19 protein-coding genes and 2 pseudogenes are annotated in these 19030 nt (G+C 40.2%); 7 read left to right on the top strand and 14 right to left on the bottom strand.

From position 1 onward, the window contains the following. Positions 1–18: 18 nt before the first annotated feature. Together ACEO2X_RS01215 and ACEO2X_RS01210 are read right to left on the bottom strand one after the other, a co-directional pair. Positions 19–1110 (bottom strand): 3-deoxy-7-phosphoheptulonate synthase, encoded by a 1092-nt coding sequence (locus ACEO2X_RS01215; RefSeq protein WP_042068745.1) that lies wholly within the window; start codon positions 1108–1110, stop codon positions 19–21. Positions 1111–1280: 170 nt separating this feature from the next. Next, positions 1281–2168, bottom strand: coding sequence for a sulfite exporter TauE/SafE family protein (locus ACEO2X_RS01210; protein WP_104852074.1), 888 nt, complete (start codon positions 2166–2168; stop codon positions 1281–1283). A 226-nt stretch (positions 2169–2394) separates the two neighbouring features. Here ACEO2X_RS01210 and lpxB point away from each other — a divergent pair, with 226 nt between their 5' ends. Continuing rightward, entirely contained in the window at positions 2395–3570 is a 1176-nt protein-coding gene (lpxB, locus tag ACEO2X_RS01205) for a lipid-A-disaccharide synthase (protein ID WP_004973375.1), read from the top strand. A gap of 5 nt (positions 3571–3575) precedes the next feature. On the opposite strand, the gene ACEO2X_RS01200 is transcribed toward lpxB, so the two are convergent. Next, a complete protein-coding gene (locus ACEO2X_RS01200) occupies positions 3576–4529 on the bottom strand; it encodes an AraC family transcriptional regulator (protein ID WP_096900855.1) in 954 nt (317 codons plus the stop codon). A 196-nt stretch (positions 4530–4725) separates the two neighbouring features. On the opposite strand from ACEO2X_RS01200, the gene ACEO2X_RS01195 reads away from it, so the two are divergent. The 3 genes from ACEO2X_RS01195 to ACEO2X_RS01185 all read left to right on the top strand — a co-directional run bounded on the left by ACEO2X_RS01195 (position 4726) and on the right by ACEO2X_RS01185 (position 6661). Continuing rightward, positions 4726–5901: an alkane 1-monooxygenase gene (locus tag ACEO2X_RS01195; RefSeq protein ID WP_371970968.1), complete on the top strand. Its 1176-nt coding sequence runs from the start codon at positions 4726–4728 to the stop codon at positions 5899–5901. A 176-nt stretch (positions 5902–6077) separates the two neighbouring features. After that, positions 6078–6326, top strand: coding sequence for an AbrB/MazE/SpoVT family DNA-binding domain-containing protein (locus tag ACEO2X_RS01190; RefSeq protein WP_371970961.1), 249 nt, complete (start codon positions 6078–6080; stop codon positions 6324–6326). Next, positions 6326–6661: a type II toxin-antitoxin system PemK/MazF family toxin gene (locus ACEO2X_RS01185; RefSeq protein WP_004973384.1), complete on the top strand. Its 336-nt coding sequence runs from the start codon at positions 6326–6328 to the stop codon at positions 6659–6661. Before ACEO2X_RS01190 ends, ACEO2X_RS01185 begins: the two co-directional genes overlap by 1 nt. Positions 6662–6750: 89 nt before the next feature. Here the strand turns inward: ACEO2X_RS01185 and ACEO2X_RS01180 are convergent. The 6 genes and pseudogenes from ACEO2X_RS01180 to ACEO2X_RS01155 all read right to left on the bottom strand — a co-directional run. Further along, positions 6751–7488, bottom strand: a pseudogene (locus ACEO2X_RS01180) (acyl-CoA dehydrogenase family protein); the annotation flags it as partial. A gap of 28 nt (positions 7489–7516) precedes the next feature. After that, entirely contained in the window at positions 7517–8179 is a 663-nt protein-coding gene (locus ACEO2X_RS01175) for an IS1595-like element ISAcra1 family transposase (RefSeq protein WP_004783898.1), read from the bottom strand. Between the two features lie 39 nt (positions 8180–8218). Further along, positions 8219–8689, bottom strand: a pseudogene (locus ACEO2X_RS01170) (acyl-CoA dehydrogenase); the annotation flags it as partial. Positions 8690–8740: 51 nt separating this feature from the next. Next, a complete protein-coding gene (locus tag ACEO2X_RS01165; protein ID WP_154320716.1) occupies positions 8741–10051 on the bottom strand; it encodes an acyl-CoA dehydrogenase family protein in 1311 nt (436 codons plus the stop codon). 269 nt (positions 10052–10320) lie between these two features. Then, positions 10321–11694 (bottom strand): AarF/ABC1/UbiB kinase family protein, encoded by a 1374-nt coding sequence (locus ACEO2X_RS01160; protein WP_004973390.1) that lies wholly within the window; start codon positions 11692–11694, stop codon positions 10321–10323. A 143-nt stretch (positions 11695–11837) separates the two neighbouring features. Further along, a complete protein-coding gene (locus tag ACEO2X_RS01155) occupies positions 11838–12143 on the bottom strand; it encodes a hypothetical protein (RefSeq protein ID WP_154320717.1) in 306 nt (101 codons plus the stop codon). Positions 12144–12373: 230 nt separating this feature from the next. Between ACEO2X_RS01155 and ACEO2X_RS01150 the strand changes: the two genes are divergently transcribed. The 3 genes from ACEO2X_RS01150 to aroC all read left to right on the top strand — a co-directional run bounded on the left by ACEO2X_RS01150 (position 12374) and on the right by aroC (position 14980). Continuing rightward, the gene (locus tag ACEO2X_RS01150) at positions 12374–12754 is read left to right on the top strand and encodes a lysozyme inhibitor LprI family protein (protein ID WP_371970960.1); all 381 of its coding nucleotides are present in this window, start codon (positions 12374–12376) and stop codon (positions 12752–12754) included. A 107-nt stretch (positions 12755–12861) separates the two neighbouring features. Further along, complete coding sequence (gene prmB / locus ACEO2X_RS01145; RefSeq protein ID WP_371970959.1) at positions 12862–13872, top strand: 50S ribosomal protein L3 N(5)-glutamine methyltransferase; 1011 nt, start codon at positions 12862–12864, stop codon at positions 13870–13872. Between the two features lie 13 nt (positions 13873–13885). Further along, the gene (gene aroC / locus ACEO2X_RS01140; RefSeq protein ID WP_004973401.1) at positions 13886–14980 is read left to right on the top strand and encodes a chorismate synthase; all 1095 of its coding nucleotides are present in this window, start codon (positions 13886–13888) and stop codon (positions 14978–14980) included. A 251-nt stretch (positions 14981–15231) separates the two neighbouring features. Here the strand turns inward: aroC and ACEO2X_RS01135 are convergent, their stop codons facing one another. The 5 genes from ACEO2X_RS01135 to cydP are packed head-to-tail and all read right to left on the bottom strand — an operon-like array spanning position 15232 to position 18581. Continuing rightward, positions 15232–15531 carry a cyd operon YbgE family protein gene (locus ACEO2X_RS01135; RefSeq protein WP_004973403.1) on the bottom strand — a complete coding sequence of 100 codons (300 nt, stop codon included), beginning with the start codon at positions 15529–15531 and terminating at the stop codon, positions 15232–15234. A gap of 4 nt (positions 15532–15535) precedes the next feature. Beyond that, a complete protein-coding gene (gene cydX, locus ACEO2X_RS01130) occupies positions 15536–15637 on the bottom strand; it encodes a cytochrome bd-I oxidase subunit CydX (RefSeq protein ID WP_004860610.1) in 102 nt (33 codons plus the stop codon). A 24-nt stretch (positions 15638–15661) separates the two neighbouring features. Next, a complete protein-coding gene (gene cydB / locus ACEO2X_RS01125) occupies positions 15662–16807 on the bottom strand; it encodes a cytochrome d ubiquinol oxidase subunit II (RefSeq protein ID WP_004973405.1) in 1146 nt (381 codons plus the stop codon). A gap of 2 nt (positions 16808–16809) precedes the next feature. Further along, complete coding sequence (locus tag ACEO2X_RS01120) at positions 16810–18390, bottom strand: cytochrome ubiquinol oxidase subunit I (protein WP_371970958.1); 1581 nt, start codon at positions 18388–18390, stop codon at positions 16810–16812. Next, entirely contained in the window at positions 18390–18581 is a 192-nt protein-coding gene (cydP, locus tag ACEO2X_RS01115; protein WP_004973408.1) for a cytochrome oxidase putative small subunit CydP, read from the bottom strand. The genes ACEO2X_RS01120 and cydP overlap by 1 nt, the downstream gene beginning before the upstream one ends. Between the last annotated feature and the right edge of the window lie 449 nt (positions 18582–19030).

Genomic DNA, 19030 nt, shown 5'->3' with positions numbered 1-19030 from the left:
AGATGGCGTTTTTAAATCTTAACGATTCACTAAAACGTCTTTTAATGCTTCATGCATTTCAAGCAATGCTTTTTCAGTGGTATCCCAGTCGATACAACCGTCAGTCACAGACTTACCATACTCTAAATCGCATAAGTTTTCAGGAATATCTTGACGACCACCTTTCAGGTGACTTTCGACCATAATCCCAACAATAGACTTATTGCCATCTAAAATTTGCTCAGTGATATTTTTTAATACCAATGGCTGTAAGAATGGGTCTTTGTTTGAGTTAGCATGGCTGGTGTCAATCATGATTTTGGTGCTGACTTTGGCTTTGTTTAATGCATTTTCAGCATCTGCAACAGAGCCTGCATCGTAGTTAGGCTTGCCATTACCACCACGTAAAACCACGTGTGCATACGGGTTACCGCTAGTACGAATTACTGAAACCTGACCTTGATCATTAAGACCCAAGAAGCTGTGACCGTGTTTTACCGACTGCATGGCATTGGTAGCAACTGTTAAGCCGCCATCTGTACCATTTTTAAAGCCGACTGGAGAAGAAAGACCAGATGACATTTCACGGTGCGTTTGGCTTTCTGTAGTGCGTGCACCAATTGCAGACCAAGAAATTAAATCTTGATAATACTGCGGAGAGTTTGGATCAAGTGCTTCAGTCGCACATGGCAAACCTTTTTCATTTAACTCAAGTAAAAGTTTACGACCAAGACGCAAGCCTTTTTCAATGTTAAAAGAGTCATTCATGTCTGGATCGTTAATTAAGCCTTTCCAGCCCACTGTAGTACGTGGTTTTTCAAAATAAACACGCATCACAATATAAAGAGAATCTTTTACTTTTTCGCTTAATACTTTTAAACGATCTGCATATTCATGTGCAGCAGCAGGGTCATGAATAGAACATGGACCAATCACCACAAATAGACGCTTGTCTTTACCATCTAAAATATTGCGGATTGTTTCACGACCACGAAGAACGGTTTGATAAGCATTTTCAGTCAAAGGTAACTCAGTTTTTAATTCTGCAGGAGTCACGAGTGGCTGAATACTTTCAATATTCACGTCATCGATGTCTGATTGTGTAAGAGGATTAGACTGTAAAGTATTCATTGCCGTCACTGGTTTGATCATACAAAAGATTGTTTAATAGTCTGAATATAACATGAATTTCACTGTATTTTGTTATAAAAAGATGAATACTTCTTTAAAAAATAAGTGATGAATCGGGTAGATAAATTAAACGGTCTGTTTTAGCAAAATCCTGTCAGATAAAGCATTCATTATTGGCTGGCTTGTGCCTCAGAAACTGCTGTTGCAGTTTCTGGTGTGCTGATAGGTTTTGATTTCACAGGATTGACCATAAAGTTAATCCCGATAATAAATAAGGTAATACCTAAAACTTTACGAATCACTTTTTCAGGTAAACGTGAACTGACTAAAGTTCCCACCACAATTGCAGGAATCGAGCCAACCAACAACCAAACCAATAGGTGAAAGTCGACATTGCCTGAACTCATGTGACCTAAGCCTGCAACTAGGGTAAGTAAGACGGCATGCACGACATCTGAACCGATAATACGAATCATCGGTAGATTCGGGAACATCAGCACCAATGCCATGATGCCAAAAGCACCTGCACCCACTGAAGAAAGTGTGACAAATACACCCAGTACAACTCCCATAATTACAATGAGGGCACGCTTATCTGCAGCCTGTAGTTTGACCTTTTCAAGGTCTTGGGTCATATCGGGCAATTCTTGTTTACGGTATTTATTAAAAAACGTTTCAATTTGACTGCGAAACACAATTGAGATGCCAGTTAAGGTCAACATAAAGCCCAGTACCACGGTCAGTACCATTTTGTAATGGGTAGATTGGCTTAAATAATTCTCTAAAACCCAGTGGGTCGCAAATGAAGCAGGGATACTGCCCACCGCAAGCCAAATCACAATGGGCCATACAATATTCATTTTTTTGGCATGAACCAATGAACCGCAGAACTTTGAAATAGCGGCATAAAGTAGGTCTGTTCCAATTGCGATATGCGGTTCAATTTTAAACAAGCTGATCAGAATGGGAGTCATCAGTGAGCCGCCACCCACGCCAGTCACACCTACGCAGAAGCCGACCAATACACCTGCCAAAATAAACTCTAAAGGACCAACCATGAAGATATGCCGAAGTCAAAAAACGTGAATATATTATGACTTTTGGCAATAAGCTGTTGTCTTGATTAGTGATTTACTTATTCTTAAAACAGATATAGTCAATGTGGAAAACCAGCGCAAAAGATTGCAGATTCAAGCCACGGCTTACTTTCTGTTTCTTACAAAATACAGAGGCTATGCTAAAATGCGAAAATTCATATCAATTAAAATTTAGAGGATAAAACGCTTGCAAAATCGGAAACTTAAAATAGGTATCGTTGTGGGAGAAGTATCGGGTGATACTTTAGGGGCACAACTCATGCGACGTTTTCGTGAGCAAGGCATTGATGCAGAGTTTGAAGGCATTGGTGGCCCACAAATGATTGCGGAAGGTTTTAAAAGTTATTATCCGATGGATATTTTATCGGTAATGGGCATTGTTGAAGTGCTGAAAGATTTGAAAAAACTCTTTGCAGTACGGGATGGTTTGGTCGAAAAGTGGACTCAACATCCCGTCGATGTCTTTGTCGGAGTTGATGCGCCTGATTTTAATTTACGTCTTGCCAAAAGCTTAAAACAGAAAAACTTGCCGATTAAAACCGTGCAATATGTCAGTCCTTCGGTATGGGCATGGCGACAAGGTCGGGTACATGGCATTAAAGCCAGTATAGATTTGGTACTGTGTTTATTTCCGTTTGAAAAAGCCTTTTTTAAAAAATGGGATGTGCCTGCAGCCTTTGTCGGACATCCTTTGGCGAGTCAGTTGCCGTTGGAAAATCCAATTGCTGCAGCAAAACAAGAATTGGGTTTAGACCAACAGCAACAACATATTGCGTTATTGCCTGGTAGCCGACGTGGTGAAATTGAGCGTTTAGGGCCGTTAGTTTTAGATGCGGCTTATATTTTGACGCAAAAATATCCGCAGTTTAAGTTTTTAATTCCTGCAATTAATGATGCACGTAAACAACAAATTGAAGCGTTACTGCAGTCTTATCCGAGTGCATTACAAGACAAAGTGCAATTGATGGAAAATCGTGGCACAGAATCCAAAATTGGTCGTCAGGTAATGAATGCGTCCGATATGATTGCACTGGCTTCAGGCACGGCGACGTTAGAAGCGATGCTATTACATCGTCCAATGGTTACGTTTTATAAGCTCAATCGCATTACGTACTGGATTGCGAAACTGTTGGTGAAAATTCCTTATTATTCATTGCCAAATATTATTGCAGGTAAAAAGGTTATTCAGGAATTAATTCAGGATGATGCAACACCAGAGCGTTTGGCAGCAGAAATTGAAAAGTTAATTTATATCGAAACTGCACAAATTCAAGTGATGCAACATATCACTATGCATAAGCAATTATTGTCCGATAACAGCGAAGACCCTGCACAAGCAATTTTGGCGATTTTAGATCGTTAAACTGTTCATTTCGTGATTGCATTGTTGTTTTGAAACTGCTGCCGATACTGGCTAGGTGTTAGCTCGAATTGCTTTTTAAAAGTTTGGCTAAAGGCGGTTTCGGAAGAATAACCGACACGATGGGCAATTTGTTGAATCGACAATTGTCCTTGCTGTAAATAATGCGATGCCAAGCGTAGCCGATGTTGTTGTAAGTATGCCAAAGGCGGCTCACCAATCACCTGATTAAACAAATTGGCAAATTTAGAACGTGACATGCAACATTGTTCTGCCAAACTTTCTACCGTCCATGCTTTTTCGGGTTGACCATGAATAGCTGCGAGCGCATTGGAAAGTTCAGGATGTGCCAAAGCGCCGAGCCAGTTATTTGAGTCATCAAGCTGAAAAATATAATCACGCACACATTCAATCAGTAAAATACTGACCAAGTGATCTAATATTTTATCCCGTCCCGGTCGGATTTGATGACTTTCCACCGCTAAAAATTGCAAGCCAATTTGTAACCACTCGGGCGCTGTGCTGCACATGATATGCGGAATATGCAGATATTCGGGTAGGGCACTTAAAAGCGGTTTTGCCATGGTGGTGTCCATGTGGCATTGAATCACCAAAATAAATGCGTCTTCAGCTTGTGTGTGATTTATCGTGCCAAAATTTATTGACTGCTGTGACTGAATTTGAAATAAATCCGAAATATCAAAGTGTTCTGTCCAGTGAGTGTCTGCAGTTGCACTTGCGTAATGACTGCAACCCGATGGAATCAGGACAATATCACCTGCATCAATGTGAAGGTGTGTCTGTGCAGATAAATGGATATGCAGCGAGCCTTGTAGTACTACATAAGCCAGCATTGCCCCTTGGTCACGATATTGAAATGACCAATCTCCTTGAGGATTTAAATAGATATATTCTGATTGGTGCAGATGTATATCATCAAAAATTTTACTTAAAGCATCCATATTTTAAGCATAAATCATTATAAAAAATAAACCTGTGATTTCAGGACAATATAGCGCATTTTTGCGCCAAAGACTTTTGCATAGCTTTTTTGGACGTCTGCAACTGTTCATTCTCGTGTCTTTCCTCAAATATATAGGTAGAACAGCGTAGAAGGAAGAAAATAAGATGAACGCACCACTTCATTTGCTTAAAGAGATGGAACAGGATGTTTCTTATAAAAGCGCGGCTCAACTCGATAAAAAGCGTTATTTATGGTTGATCAGCCCATTTTTACCTGTATTGGGGATGGGGATTTTGGCGGGTTATCAATTCGCTCCGAAGCCTGCGAAAAAAGTTTTTGCTCTAGGTGGCCCTTTATTATTGCATGTGATTATTCCAACAATTGATACTTTAATTGGTCAAGATGCCAATAACCCAAGCAATGAAGATGTGAAACGACTTGAGGAAGATCGGTATTATTCGCGTTTGGTGAAAAGTTTTATTCCTTTGCAATATACCGCCAATATTTATGCAGCTTATTTGGTTGGACGGCCACAAACCTCGTTAGTCGATAAAATTTTTCTGGGTATTTCCATGGGGATGGTGAATGGTATTGCTGTCAATACTGCGCATGAACTCAGCCATAAATCTTCAAAAATAGATCACTTACTGTCACATTTGGCTTTAGCACCAACAGGATATAACCATTTTCGGGTTGAGCATCCGTATGGGCATCATAAACGTGCTGCGACACCTGAAGACCCTGCATCTTCACGTATGGGAGAAACATTTTATGAGTTTTGGCCCCGCACGGTAAAAGGTTCGTTTAAGTCTGCACTGCAAATTGAAACTCAGCGTTTAAAACGTAAAGGCAAAAGTTTTTGGTCGAAAGACAATGAATTATTACAAGGCTGGGGCATGAGTGCGGCATTTCATGCTGCATTGTTGGCGCGTTTTGGTACTGGGATCATTCCGTATTTGGCGACACAGGCTTTTTATGGCATTAGCCTGTTTGAAATAATTAATTATATAGAACATTATGGCTTGCTTAGACAAAAAGATGCGCATGGCAAATATGAGCGCACTATGCCTGAACACAGCTGGAATAATAACAATATTGTGACCAATTTGTTTTTGTATCAATTACAACGTCATTCCGATCATCATGCTTATCCAACCCGACCATTTCAGGCTTTGCGACATTTTGATGAAGCGCCTGAATTACCAAGCGGTTATGCCAGCATGTTGCTGCCTGCCATGATTCCACCTTTGTGGTTTAAAATTATGGATAAACGTGTATTTGAACATTATCAAGGCAATTTAAACAAAGCCAATATTCAGCCTAAACGCCGTGCACGAATTTTTAAGAAATTTGGTGTGGTGGATAATTGATTGAATTATTAAGATTATTTTTTAATATTCATTTTGATATTTCTTTTGTATATATCTTTCAAAGGAAAGATTGAGATGTATACCAGATGTCTATTTTCACTCATCTTACTATGAATTGACTTCATCTCATTTTGGCGCATAATAAAGTTATATATTTATATAATATTGAGGTGGGTATGATTCATACAAACTTGAGAAAAGTAGGTGGTTCGGTCATGCTTGCCGTACCGCCTACATTATTAAAAAGTTTAGGTTTAGATGCGGGAAAGGAAGTTTCTCTGAGCATTGTGAATGGTAAGTTAGTGGTCGAACCTAAAGCGAAGCCATCTTATAAATTGGCTGACTTGCTGCAAGAGCATCAAGCTTTAGCATTAAAGCAAGATGCGTGGCATGATGTAAAAGCAGTTGGGCGAGAAGAAATCTAATGAATCAAGGCGATATTTATTTGATTTCATTAGATCCAACACTTGGACATGAACAACAAGGTAAGCGACCTGTATTTGTTATTTCACCTAAGTCATTTAATCTTATTACTAAAATGCCGATTGTTTTGCCTATTACTTCTGGTGGAAACTTTGCACGAAATATGGGTTTCGCTGTAGAGCTTATTGGTGGGAAAACTACAGGTATTGTGCGTTGTGATCAACCTAGAGCTTTAGATTTTGAAGCTAGACACGCGCGGTTTTTAGAATCCTCGCACGCAGATGTTTTGGATGAGGTTTTAGCAAGATATATCGCAATTTTTTCACCTGAAGATTAATTTATATAGAAAAAGACAGAAATTTATAGCAATATTTCTATGAAAATCTGTCTTTTATCTTACTTTACTATATGCCTTAAATCATAAAATCACTTGAGCTCACTCGAACTTTTACCTAATTCACGACGGGCAATAATCAATAGCTGAATCTGTTGCGTACCTTCAAAAATATCTAAAATTTTCGAATCACGTGCCCATTTTTCCAATAACTCATCTTCGTTATAACCCACCGATGCAGCTAACTCGACACACCTGAGCGTGATTTCATTACACACGCGACCAGCTTTGGCTTTGGAAATAGAAGCTTCGCGTGAGTTAGGCTGTTTATTGTCTGCCATCCATGCTGCTTTGAGCATCAATAAACGTGCGGCTTCCCATTCTGCTTCCATCCGATAAATCTGTGCTGCGATATGTGAACACTGTAAATAGGGCGTGGCATAATTTGCATCTAATTGGTCTTTAAAAATTTCCTTAATCCGCTCTAAAGCGGCTTTGGCACAACCAACGGCCATAGCTGCCACCAAAGGGCGAGTGTTATCAAAAGTTTCCATCACACCTGCAAACCCCTTGGCAACATCAATTTCTGTATTGCCTAAAAGGTTGCTCGCAGGAACACGGCAATTTTCAAATCGAATTGTTGCTGTGTCCGAGGCTTTAATCCCTAATTTATGTTCTAAGCGTTCCACGGTCATGCCAGGTGTGCCCTTAGTCACAACAAAGGATTTGATCGCAGCACGTCCCAGTTTTTTGTCTAAGGTTGCCCACACAACAACGGCATCGGCGCGGTCACCAGAGGTCACAAAAATCTTTTCACCATTTAAAATAGGCTCTAGACTAGCAGATTTACACTTAATTTTACCTAATGAGGTTCCACAGCTCAGTTGCTAACTCATTAGGTTCCCTCATCCAACGCCATTCAGTTTCTTTAAGATGATAATCAAAGTACTCTTTTGATATGCCGTTAAACTTTGCTAGCCTTCTTTTACAAAAGCTCCAAAATGATTCTATTCCATTTATATGACATTCTCCTCTAGCAAACTCATTTGCTCCGTGATTTACCCTAAAATGCTTTGAATAACCCACATCAACAAGACCATTATAGCCACGCCATCCATCACTATAAATCACACTCTCAAGTGAAACTTTACCAATGATAACCTCTTGTAAAGTCTTCATTTTACAGTCAGGTACGATTTCAGTATAGACGCGCCCATTACGTTCGAATATTCCAAATACTGGCTGTTTTAGAGTCCCACGACCACGCTTTAACTTTCCATGAAACCCACGTTGCCTTTTCGCTCCAAAATAGCTTTCATCTACTTCTATTGAACCAACAAACTTAGCTCTTAAATCTGTTTGATGATCATAGATAGTTTCTCTAAAAAGCATGTACCAATAGTTAATCGTATTACGATTTAAATTGAGTAATAAGGCTGTTTTGGAAGCAGGAATATCAACACAAAAGCATTGAATAATTTTTTTAATCTTGTAGTGACTTAATTTACTGTTTTCTATCATGATTCTAGACTAACATAATCATTTTGCTAGTCTAGAGCCTAAAATATATTCATTGTCTACTTTGGTGGCAGTGGTACGAATAGCCGCAGAGTCAGAACCACAGTTGGGTTCGGTAATTGCCATGGCTGCCCAAACACCATTAAAGCGTGGTAATTGTTCTTCATTGGCCACCGCAGCAATCGCAGAATTACCTAAACCTTGGCGTGGCATACTGAGTAATAAACCTGTATCGCCATAACACATTTCGACAATACTCAGTGCGGTAGACATATTTACGCCATTTTTGTTACCTGTAGATGTGTCACCACGTTTGTTGACTGCTGCACCTGCATTCATGCCATCGCCCGCTTGGTTCATACCATCAACTAAGGCGGCAAGCATGTCTAATTCTTTCGGGTAGGCGTGTTCGGCTTTATCATATTTCCTTGAAATGGGACGTAATACATTTAAAGCAACTTCATGTGCCTGATCGACCAACATTTTGAATTTTTTTGGATTTTGTAAATTCATGGATGTATTCCTTATTTTTCTAGCTGGCTATCGTTTATTGATGGTGTGAGATTAAGCATGCAAGCCTGAATGCATAATTGCAGTCGCACGTAAATCACGATACCAACGCTCTACAGGATGTTCTTTGGTAAAGCCATGACCACCTAAAATTTGCACGCCATTGGTGGCAATTTGCATAGATTTTTCTGCACAGAGCAGACGTGCTAAATATGCTTCTCGATGAAAGTTTTTACCCGATTCGGCAAGACTCGCTGCATTCAGCAACAGCATGCGCATGGCTTCAATTTCAATGGCCATATCTGCAATCATAAAAGCCACACTTTGACGATGTGAAATTGGTTCGCCAAATGCAGTGCGCTCATTGGCATAGCGAATACAATAACTTTTCACTGCTTCACAGCAACCAACTGCCATGGCGCACCACATGAGATTACCTAAATCTAAAAATGCGCTGTAATCAAAATCATCTGTGCCTAAACGTGCTGCAGGTGTCTGATTAAACTTTAAAGTCGCGGTTTCGCAGGCTTTTAAGCCCATTGCAGGCGCTGCTTTAAATTGAATAGAAGCATCACGTTGCACTATGAACACATCGGCTTGACCATTTAGCTCTGCACTAACCAAAAATAAATCTGCTGTTTCGGCCAAAATCACCAGCGTTTTTTCACCTGTAATTAGGTACTGTCCATTTTGCAAAGTCGCTTTGGTTTTTAGCTGATACGGATTAAACGCAGCAGTATTTTCCTGAATCGCAAAAGTGGCTTGAAGTGGCGTTGGATGGTTCGCGTCTGTTTCGGAAAACGCAGATAAATACTGATTTTGAACCTGTTCTGAACCCCAGCGAGTTATGGCATTCATTACGCCAAATGTGGAAAGTAATCCTGCGGTTAAGCCAAAGTCACCACGTGCCAATTGTTCGGCAATTAAAATATGGCTGACAATATTTTGTTCAGTGGCAACACCGCCTAAAGCTTCGGGCAGAGCATAGGTGTTCAAACCTAAATCTGTGCTGTATTGCCATAATACTTGTGGGAATTTCGCATCATGATCTGCCTGATGTGCCAATGGATAGATCACTTCTGTAGCAAATTGCTGCATGGCATCGACCAGCATTTGCTGTTCTTCACTCAATGACAAATCAAATAAATCTTTGGATTGACGTGTCAGTCGTTGTTGCGGTAATTTTTGTGTGCTTTTAAAATTTTTTTGAGTGGTTTCAAAGGTTTTAAAACCTGCTTTGGCTGAGTGATATAGAGATTGTTCAACCCATTTGCGTAATTTGAATTGATCGAGCAGATCACTCGATGCCATTTTAGTGAGTAGCGCTAAGCCGAATCCTTGGGCTTTGTTTATCATTTGACTCATGATTGTGTTGTCCTACACAGAGAATGCTTGTTTTTTATGCTGACATGCAGACTATAAAAAAACTATGTCATTGCTGACATGCAGAATTGTCAAAGATAAACGGTAAAAATTTTCTTATAACTGGACTAATATGTGGATTTTTATAGATTATTAATTTTATAGAAATCTACGCTTTTAAAATAAATTGACCTAAATGACAATTGCATCGAGTGGGCAACAATCATTTAGGTCTATATAACAGCTTTGATCAAAGAAATAAAAGTTGGGACTTAAATAAACTTTTGAATCATTTTGCGGACATTGGTTTTCGCATCAATCACGGTCATAAAGGTGTAGGCACCAATAAATTTACGGCTAATAAACATAAATTCTTTAGGCGGCACACTAAAGTAACGCGAAGCCATCGATTTAGATGCTTGTTGCATGACACGGCTATGCAGCTGACTTTTTTTCCAGTCATAGCGCGATTGTTCATCCATCACGCCTGCAGGTAAATCGCGGTTATTGTCTAAGTGACTAAAGGCTTCGGTTGCCAATAGAAACACTTTTGCCATGTCAGGTTTAATGCTTTCAGGGATGCTGTCAAAAAACTCATAACCCGTCATGGCATTCACCATCATTTGTGGGTCGTGGTAATAACCCGCCTTGATCAAATTACGCGCCACAGTCAGCAAGTGTTGATCAAATTGACGAATAGCACCAAAGTCGAGCAGTACAATTTTATCGTGAATATCTTCACCATTACCTAAGCGAACTAAGTAGTTGCCAAAGTTCGGGTCAGTCTGCATTTCGCCCCATTCAAATACTTCACGCACAGCAATTTCTAAAGAGGCTTCGCCTAATTGGTTACGGCGTTCTTGAGGTAATGAGAGCATGACAGGGCTGTTAATCGGTACGCCACGTTCAAAGGTCATACACAGCACTTGGTCGCTACAGTATTCATCCACAATTTGCGGCACAATGTAGCGCGGATCATCTTTTAAACGGGCAGCAAAACGACGTGTCGTTTCCGCTTCAATTTGATAGTTGACTTCACGATGCATCATTTCACGCACTTCATCAAACCACTGATCAAATTCACGGGTTTGCGGCACCATGCGTGTCAATTTGAGCATATTTCTAAATAGGCTCATGTCTGAGTCAATCGCATCTGCTACGCCTGGATATTGGATTTTTAATACCAACTCCAAACCATCCGACTTGCGGGTCGCGCGGTGAACTTGAGCCAAAGAGGCTGTACCTAATGGCTCATGATCAATGGTGAGATCATCAAGTTTGGCACCTAACTGTGCCTGTAATTGCTGTTTAATTGCAGGCCATGCCAATGCGACAGTCTGGTTATTCAGCGTGTTGAGTGCTTGCGTAATTTCTTCAGGTAAAAAATGTTCGCCGTACAGCGCCATCATTTGCCCAATCTTCACGATAGAGCCTTTGAGTTTGCCAATTTCAGCCACCAAGTAATCGGCTTGTTCTTTCATGGCTTTTTTTCGTTTACGTTCTTTTTCTTCTTCGCTTGAAAACATAGAGGTGGCATTCGAGGCTGCCCATCGTGTTCCTGCAAGTAAAGATGCCTTTGCGATGGATAAGCGTCGATCCATAGAGGAAGTCTTGAGTTGTTTAAGCTTATCGTTCTGATCTGACATTAAAATCAATCCTTAAATCAGCAATACGCAGGAAAATTAGATTGTAACGGATATTAGCGCGTCTTAACGTATTAAAAAAGTTCAACTTGCTGAACGACGAGTTTCCTCGTGAAAAAAGTATGAAAAACTGCTTAAAAGTACTTTTACATCCGATATTGCACTTTGGTTTCGGCTTTTTTCATCAATTGCGCTTTGTTGTCTTGGATAAATTTGAGAATCATCAATTTTACAGAATCGTGTAAAAAACCATGCGCATATCCCTTAACAATAATCACGCTGGGCAAACTAAAAAATAGATATTTGGCATCATCTAATGACGAATTTTCAAAAATGCCGTTTTCAATCAAAATTTGCTGAAAAAATTGTTTTTCAATCAAGACTGCTTCGGAGTGGTTGTCGTTCCAATAGCTTTGGCGCATGGCCATCAAATTATTGTGTTTGTAGCTCATAAGGCTGAAAGTTTCATCTATAAAATGAGTAATTCAATTATTGGGATATTGTCACATTTTTCAATGATTGTTGTGCATTTATCATAGACTGAATCATAAAAAGCAGGGGATTGACTATATGCTTTTTAACCTGAATCTTGTAGCATCAATGCAGCAATTTGGGTTTTGTAAAATTATAAAATATTGAAAATTTACCGCGCTTTAAAAACAGACTGCGCTCAGGGGAAAATATGAAAGTTTGGATATTTACACTATTGGGGATGCTGACTTTGGGTACAGCTCAAGTTTGGGCGAATGGCGTTTCACAAGGCTATACGCAATGTATGAACAATAGTTATGGCAAAATTTCCCAATCGCAAAAATGTATTAAAACTGAGCAAAAAGCACAAACCAAACGACTCAAAAAACACTATAAAGCCTATGTAAAACGCAGCGCAGGCAATGCCAGTAATATTCAACAACAGCATCAACTTTGGGAAAATCGCGTGAAACAGCGTTGCTATTTATCGGGCAAAACCAATTTTGCAGAAATGCAACGTCGTCAATGTGTATTGGCACAGACAGTAGAACGTGCGGATTATTATCAAGGTCAATTTGTAGGCATTAAATAGCCAAGTCGCAGCTTAAAATAATTGTCTGAAATGCGCTTAAACATTATAAAACCGAGTAAAACAGGGTATTATAAAGCGTTTTATAATTAGACCTTGGAGCGCCTTAAGTGGATCGACCGACAATTAGCCCTGAACATTTGCAGGAAGCTGCTGAAAACCTATCAACCATTCGTGATTTTATTCGCTTTGGGGTTACAGCACTACGTCAATACGATGCACATTTAGGTCAAGGTACAGAAGATTATTTTGCAGAAAGTTCTGCATTGGTGTTACAAACTTTGTCTTTAGACTGGAATGCAGACGCTGAAATTTTAGATGCAAAATTATTGCCGAGCGAAGCAGCTGAATTTTTAAGCTTGCTCGAACGTCGTATCAATGAAAAAGTACCAACTTCTTACTTATTAAACTTGGCGTATTTCTTCGGAAAACCATTTTATGTCGATGAGCGTGTTCTAATTCCACGTTCACCTATTGCAGAACTAATTGAAAATCGTTTTGCGCCATATTGTCTAGATGAAAATGGTCAAATGCGTGAAGCAGATAATAATTTACCTGCTAATTCTGCACCAAAAACACCACAACGTATTTTAGATATGTGTACGGGTTCAGGTTGTATTGCGATTGCTTTGGCTTATGCTTTTCCAGATGCTGAAGTCGATGCAACTGACATTTCAAAAGATGCTTTGGAAGTCGCACAAATTAACTGTGAACATCACAACAAACAATACCAAGTGGCGTTGCTTGAGTCTGATTTATTCGCCAAAATCCCAGCCGAAAATCAGTATGATTTAATCGTATCTAACCCGCCGTATGTTGATGCGGAAGATATGGCAGATTTACCTGAAGAATTCCATCATGAGCCAGAATTGGCATTGGCAGCAGGGCAAGACGGCTTAGATTTAGTCCGTAAAATGTTGGCGCAGGCGGCAGATTACTTAACTGAAGATGGTCTGATTGTGATTGAAGTAGGTAATTCTGAATGGGCGATGAAACAGAATTTCAACACGGTTGATTTGCACTGGTTAAAATTCCAAAAAGGTGGTTCAGGTATTTTTGCATTGACTGCAGCACAATGCCGTCAATATCGCGATTTATTTATTCAATCTGTTCAAGCATAAGGAGTCGTTGGACGTGGCAGGTAATAGTATAGGGCAACTTTTCCGTGTAACGACTTGTGGTGAATCTCATGGCGTAGGTCTGATGGCGATTGTCGATGGCGTGCCACCGGGGATTGAACTGTCTGCAGAAGATTTACAAAAAGATTTGGATCGCCGTAAACCGGGTACGTCTAAGTTTGCGACACAGCGTAAAGAACCCGATGAAGTTGAAATTATTTCAGGTGTTTTTGAAGGTAAAACCACTGGAACTTCAATTGGTTTACTTATTCGTAATACCGACCAAAAGTCGAAAGACTACGGCAATATTGCACAGACTTTCCGCCCCGGGCATGCAGACTATACCTATACGCAAAAGTATGGTTTCCGCGATTATCGTGGTGGTGGACGTTCAAGCGCACGTGAAACAGCAATGCGCGTTGCAGCAGGTGCAATTGCAAAAAAATACCTGTTCGAAAAATTTGGAATTGTGATTCGTGGTCACGTCACGCAAATTGGCACAGAAAAAGCTGAAAAGCTAGATTGGAACGAAGTACCAAATAATCCATTTTTCTGTGGCGATGCCGATGCTGTACCACGTTTTGAAGCATTGGTAACGTCTTTGCGTGAACAGGGTACAAGCTGTGGTGCAAAACTGGAAATTGTAGCTGAAAAAGTGCCTGTGGGTTGGGGCGAACCTGTTTTTGATCGTTTAGATGCCGATATTGCCCATGCCATGATGTCTATCAATGCTGTGAAAGGCGTTGAAATTGGAGATGGTTTTGCAGTGGCAGCGCAGTTTGGGCATGAAACCCGTGATGAACTGACCACTGACGGCTTTTTGGCGAACCATGCAGGCGGTATTTTAGGCGGTATTTCTAGTGGTCAAGATATTCGTGTTGCGATTGCTTTAAAACCAACAGCCAGTATTACCACGCCAGGCAAAACCATTAATTTAAACCGTGAAGATACAGACGTACTGACCAAAGGACGCCATGATCCTTGCGTAGGTGTGCGTGCAACGCCAATTGCAGAAGCTATGCTTGCGATTGTGTTGATGGATCATTTCATGCGTCATCGTGCGCAAAATGCCGATGTGGTTGCACCGTTTGCACCCATTGAGCCAAAATAACAATATGCTTTAAGCAAGACGTATTGTCATCGATAGTTATAAAAATATTGTTGAGAAAGAAGCCAAACACCAGCGTTTGGCTTTTTAATACCTGAATTTTGAGATTAGTTCATCTTTTAGATTGTGCGTTTCAAAATTTTGTACGCTGTTTTTTATAATGAAGATGCAAGGAATGATCTGCGGCTCCTAAAATTAGGCCAATAAAAAAGAGCGCATATCGCGCTCTTTTTAAGGAACTTATTTACACTTCATTAAAGGAACCAAGTGTAATAACCCCAAATCATCAATGGCCAAGCCACAAATGGGCTAAATAACCATTTCCAAAACCAGAAGCGTGGAATAAAACCAACACCGTGTACAAAGCCACCTGAAATACCAATCATAATAAACATCATGGCACGGTGGCTATATTCACCGTTGGCATCCAGCATTGCTGCTGGATGAAGAAGCAGTACAGCTGCGAGTGGGAATGCCAATAAACATGAAATAACCATCGCAATCTTGTTCGGTTTTTGAACTGTTGTTTCAGCGTTCACTGCAGTGTCTGTCATCTAATTATTCCTCGTCAAGGTCTTGATGAGATTCAATATACAGGGCACTCAAGACACCTGCAAAGCATGCCATCAGAATACCGAGAATCCATGCAAAGTACCACATAATTTATTCTCCTTAGACACAGCCTTAGTAAAGGCTGTGTGAATTCTCTTTAATGTGCTTGTTGGTGATAACGCCCCACATTTTGTAGTAACACCAAGTGGTGTATAGCAAAATAATTGGTACGAAGATACATGCTGCAACAGTCATTACAGTTAATGTGTTTTTACTTGATACCGCATCCCACATGGTCAAGCTTGCAACTGGGTTGAGGCTTGATGGCATTAAGAATGGGAACAATGCAAAACCTGCAGTTAAAATCGCACCGATCACCGCTAAAGATGAACCTGTGAAACTTAAACCAGCTTTGTTTTTACCTGCTGCAAGAATAATCAAAATACCGCCCAAGATGCCCATAATTGGTGCAATCATGGTAATAGGGTACGCTGAGTAGTTGTTCATCCAACCTGGGTTTGCATTGGTTAAAACTTCTTTAGCCAATGGGTTTGCTACGCCGTTCGTGTCGTATGGAGTGACTAGGGTATAACCTTCGATACCACCGAAGTATAGCCATGCGCCTGCACCCAAGAAACACACAAGGAACACAATGCCCATGATTTGCGTTGCTTTTGCAGAGCGTGCACGTAAGTCACCATCGGTACGCAGCATTAACCATGCACCACCATGCGCGCAAAGCATAGACAAGCTGACTAAACCACACACTAAAGCGAATGGGTTTAATAATGCAAAGAAGCTGCCTGTATATGTTGAACGTACAGTTTCGTCTAGGGTAAATGGTACGCCAAGGAACATATTACCAAACGCAACACCGAACACTAATGCAGGAACTGCACCACCTACAGCCAAACCCCAGTCCCAAGATGTACGCCATTTGGTGTTTTCAAGTTTTGAGCGGTAGTCAAAACCAACTGGGCGCAGGAATAGGGCAAACAGAACTAAGAGCAGTGCCCAATACATGCCTGAGAATGCTGTTGCATATACCATTGGCCAAGCAGCAAATAACGCACCACCCGCTGTAATGAACCAAACTTGGTTACCATCCCAGTGCGGTGCAATCGTGTTGATTGCAGCACGGCGTTCTTCGTCATTTTTACCTACAAATGGCATGATCGCCATTGAGCCCATGTCGAAGCCATCGGTGAGGGCAAAGCCAATGAGTAATACACCCACTAACACCCACCAAATGATTTTGAGTAATTCATATTCGATCATGCTTAAGCCTCCTCATTGGCTTTTTTCGCAGCTTCAATTTTCTCGAAGTGGTATTTACCAGTATGAAGCGAGCTTGGGCCTAGACGTGAGAATTTGATCATCAAGTACATTTCAATAATCAGCAAAACGGTATAGAACGTTGCCAATGCAATGATTGAGCCCCATACGTCGCCAGTGCTGAGTGAAGATGCAGACAAGTGTGTTGGAAGTACTTCACCAATTGTCCATGGTTGACGACCAACTTCTGCTACATACCAACCTGTTTGCGCTGCAATCCAAGGTAATGGTAATGAGAATAACGCAAATTTTAATAACCAAGGTTTACTTTCTGCGTTGCGTTTAGCCACTGCAAAAGTTGCAAGTGCGAATAACAACAGCATTAAGAAACCAGAAGCTACCATGGCACGGAATGCCCAGAACAAACTTGGTACGTGTGGAATAGTATCCGCAGCAGCCATTTTAATTTGTTCGTCAGTCGCATCTACTACGTTTGGCGTGTATTTTTTCAACAATAAACCATAACCCAAATCGGTTTGAGTTTGCTCAAATGCAGCTTTAAGTTCAGGAGATTGGTCGCCCGCACGTAATTGCTCAAGTTGTTGATAAGCAACCATACCGTTACGAATACGAACTTCGTGGTTTGCGATCAGGTCTTTAATACCAGTCACTTCTTCGGTGATAGAACGCGTTGCAATAATCCCCATTACATAAGGAATTTTAACTGCGTAATCTGTCGTTTGCGTTTCTTTGTTTGGAATACCAAATAAAGTGAACGCTGCAGGAGCAGGGTGAGTATCCCATTCTGCTTCAATTGCTGCGAGTTTGGTTTTTTGAACATCACCTAATTCATAACCTGATTCATCACCAAGTAGAATTACAGATAAAGTAGAAGCTAAACCGAAAATTGCTGCAATAGCGAATGAACGACGCGCAAATGGCAAGTCTTGCTTTTTCAATAAGTAATAACTTGAAATCGCTAAAACGAAAATAGCACCCGTTACATAACCTGCAGAAACAGTGTGTACGAATTTAACTTGCGCAACAGGGTTTAAAATTAACGCCCCGAAGTCAACCAATTCCATACGCATGGTTTCGTAGTTAAAGGTAGAACCCACTGGGTTCTGCATCCAGCCGTTGGCAACTAAAATCCAGAGAGCGGACATATTAGAACCAAGCGCAACCAGCCACGTTACACATAAGTGCTGCACTTTGGAGAGGCGATCCCATCCAAAGAAGAATAAACCAATGAAGGTCGATTCTAAGAAGAAGGCCATTAAACCTTCAATTGCGAGTGGTGCACCAAAGATATCACCCACGTAGTGTGAGTAATACGCCCAGTTTGTACCAAACTGGAACTCCATGGTTAAACCAGTGGTTACCCCTAAGGCAAAGTTAATACCGAAGAGTTTTCCCCAGAATTTGGTCATGTCTTTATAAATTTCTTTACCAGAAATCACATACGTGGTTTCCATAATGGCAAGAATAAAAGCCAGACCTAAAGTCAGTGGAACAAAAATAAAGTGATACATCGCGGTCATTGCGAATTGGAACCGCGAGAGATCGACCACGCTTTCAGAAATCATCAACGTGTCTCCTTGATTGAGGAAGGACTGCCAGCAATACGCTCAGCAACTTGTGAATCAAAATTTTGAGGAATAGTTGGGGCATCAAACCAAATATTTTTGATGACCATTAACAGCACGACCTTAATTATTAAAATGACCGTGAGTTCACGAACTACTTTTCTATTTAAATCTTTAGGAACTAAGCTCACTTTTATAAGCCTATTTTTTAAACTGTGTTTTATATTATTAAACAAAAACATACAAAAAAAAATAGCTGGCACAGTTAAAATGAAAATATATTGTTAACTTATTATAAATCAGTGGTTTGTTTTTGTGTTTTGCTGATAATAAACGGGAGAAATTAGTATTTTTTAAACTTGACAGGAACACTTGTAATTAATAATTCCAAATCTGACTAAATTGCTATGAATAAAAATCAATCTAAAAACCACAATAAATTAGAGATATTATCAGCTAATAATTATTCTCATTCATTTGTTAAAGTTTAATGACGATTCCGCACATTTTTTTTATTTCCCTACAATGTAGTGGTACTTTGTCTTTGGCTTAGTCTAACGTAAATAGCATTTTTTCATAATAAGTTTGTTTAAATATTGTTCAGATCACATGAAGTGTATCATTTATAAATAAACAGATT

The organism is Acinetobacter sp. AL9 (genome assembly GCF_041464035.1).
Lineage (GTDB): Bacteria > Pseudomonadota > Gammaproteobacteria > Pseudomonadales > Moraxellaceae > Acinetobacter > Acinetobacter towneri.
The sequence above is the reverse complement of the archived record's forward strand: the minus strand, read 5'-3'. Positions and strand labels throughout refer to the sequence as shown.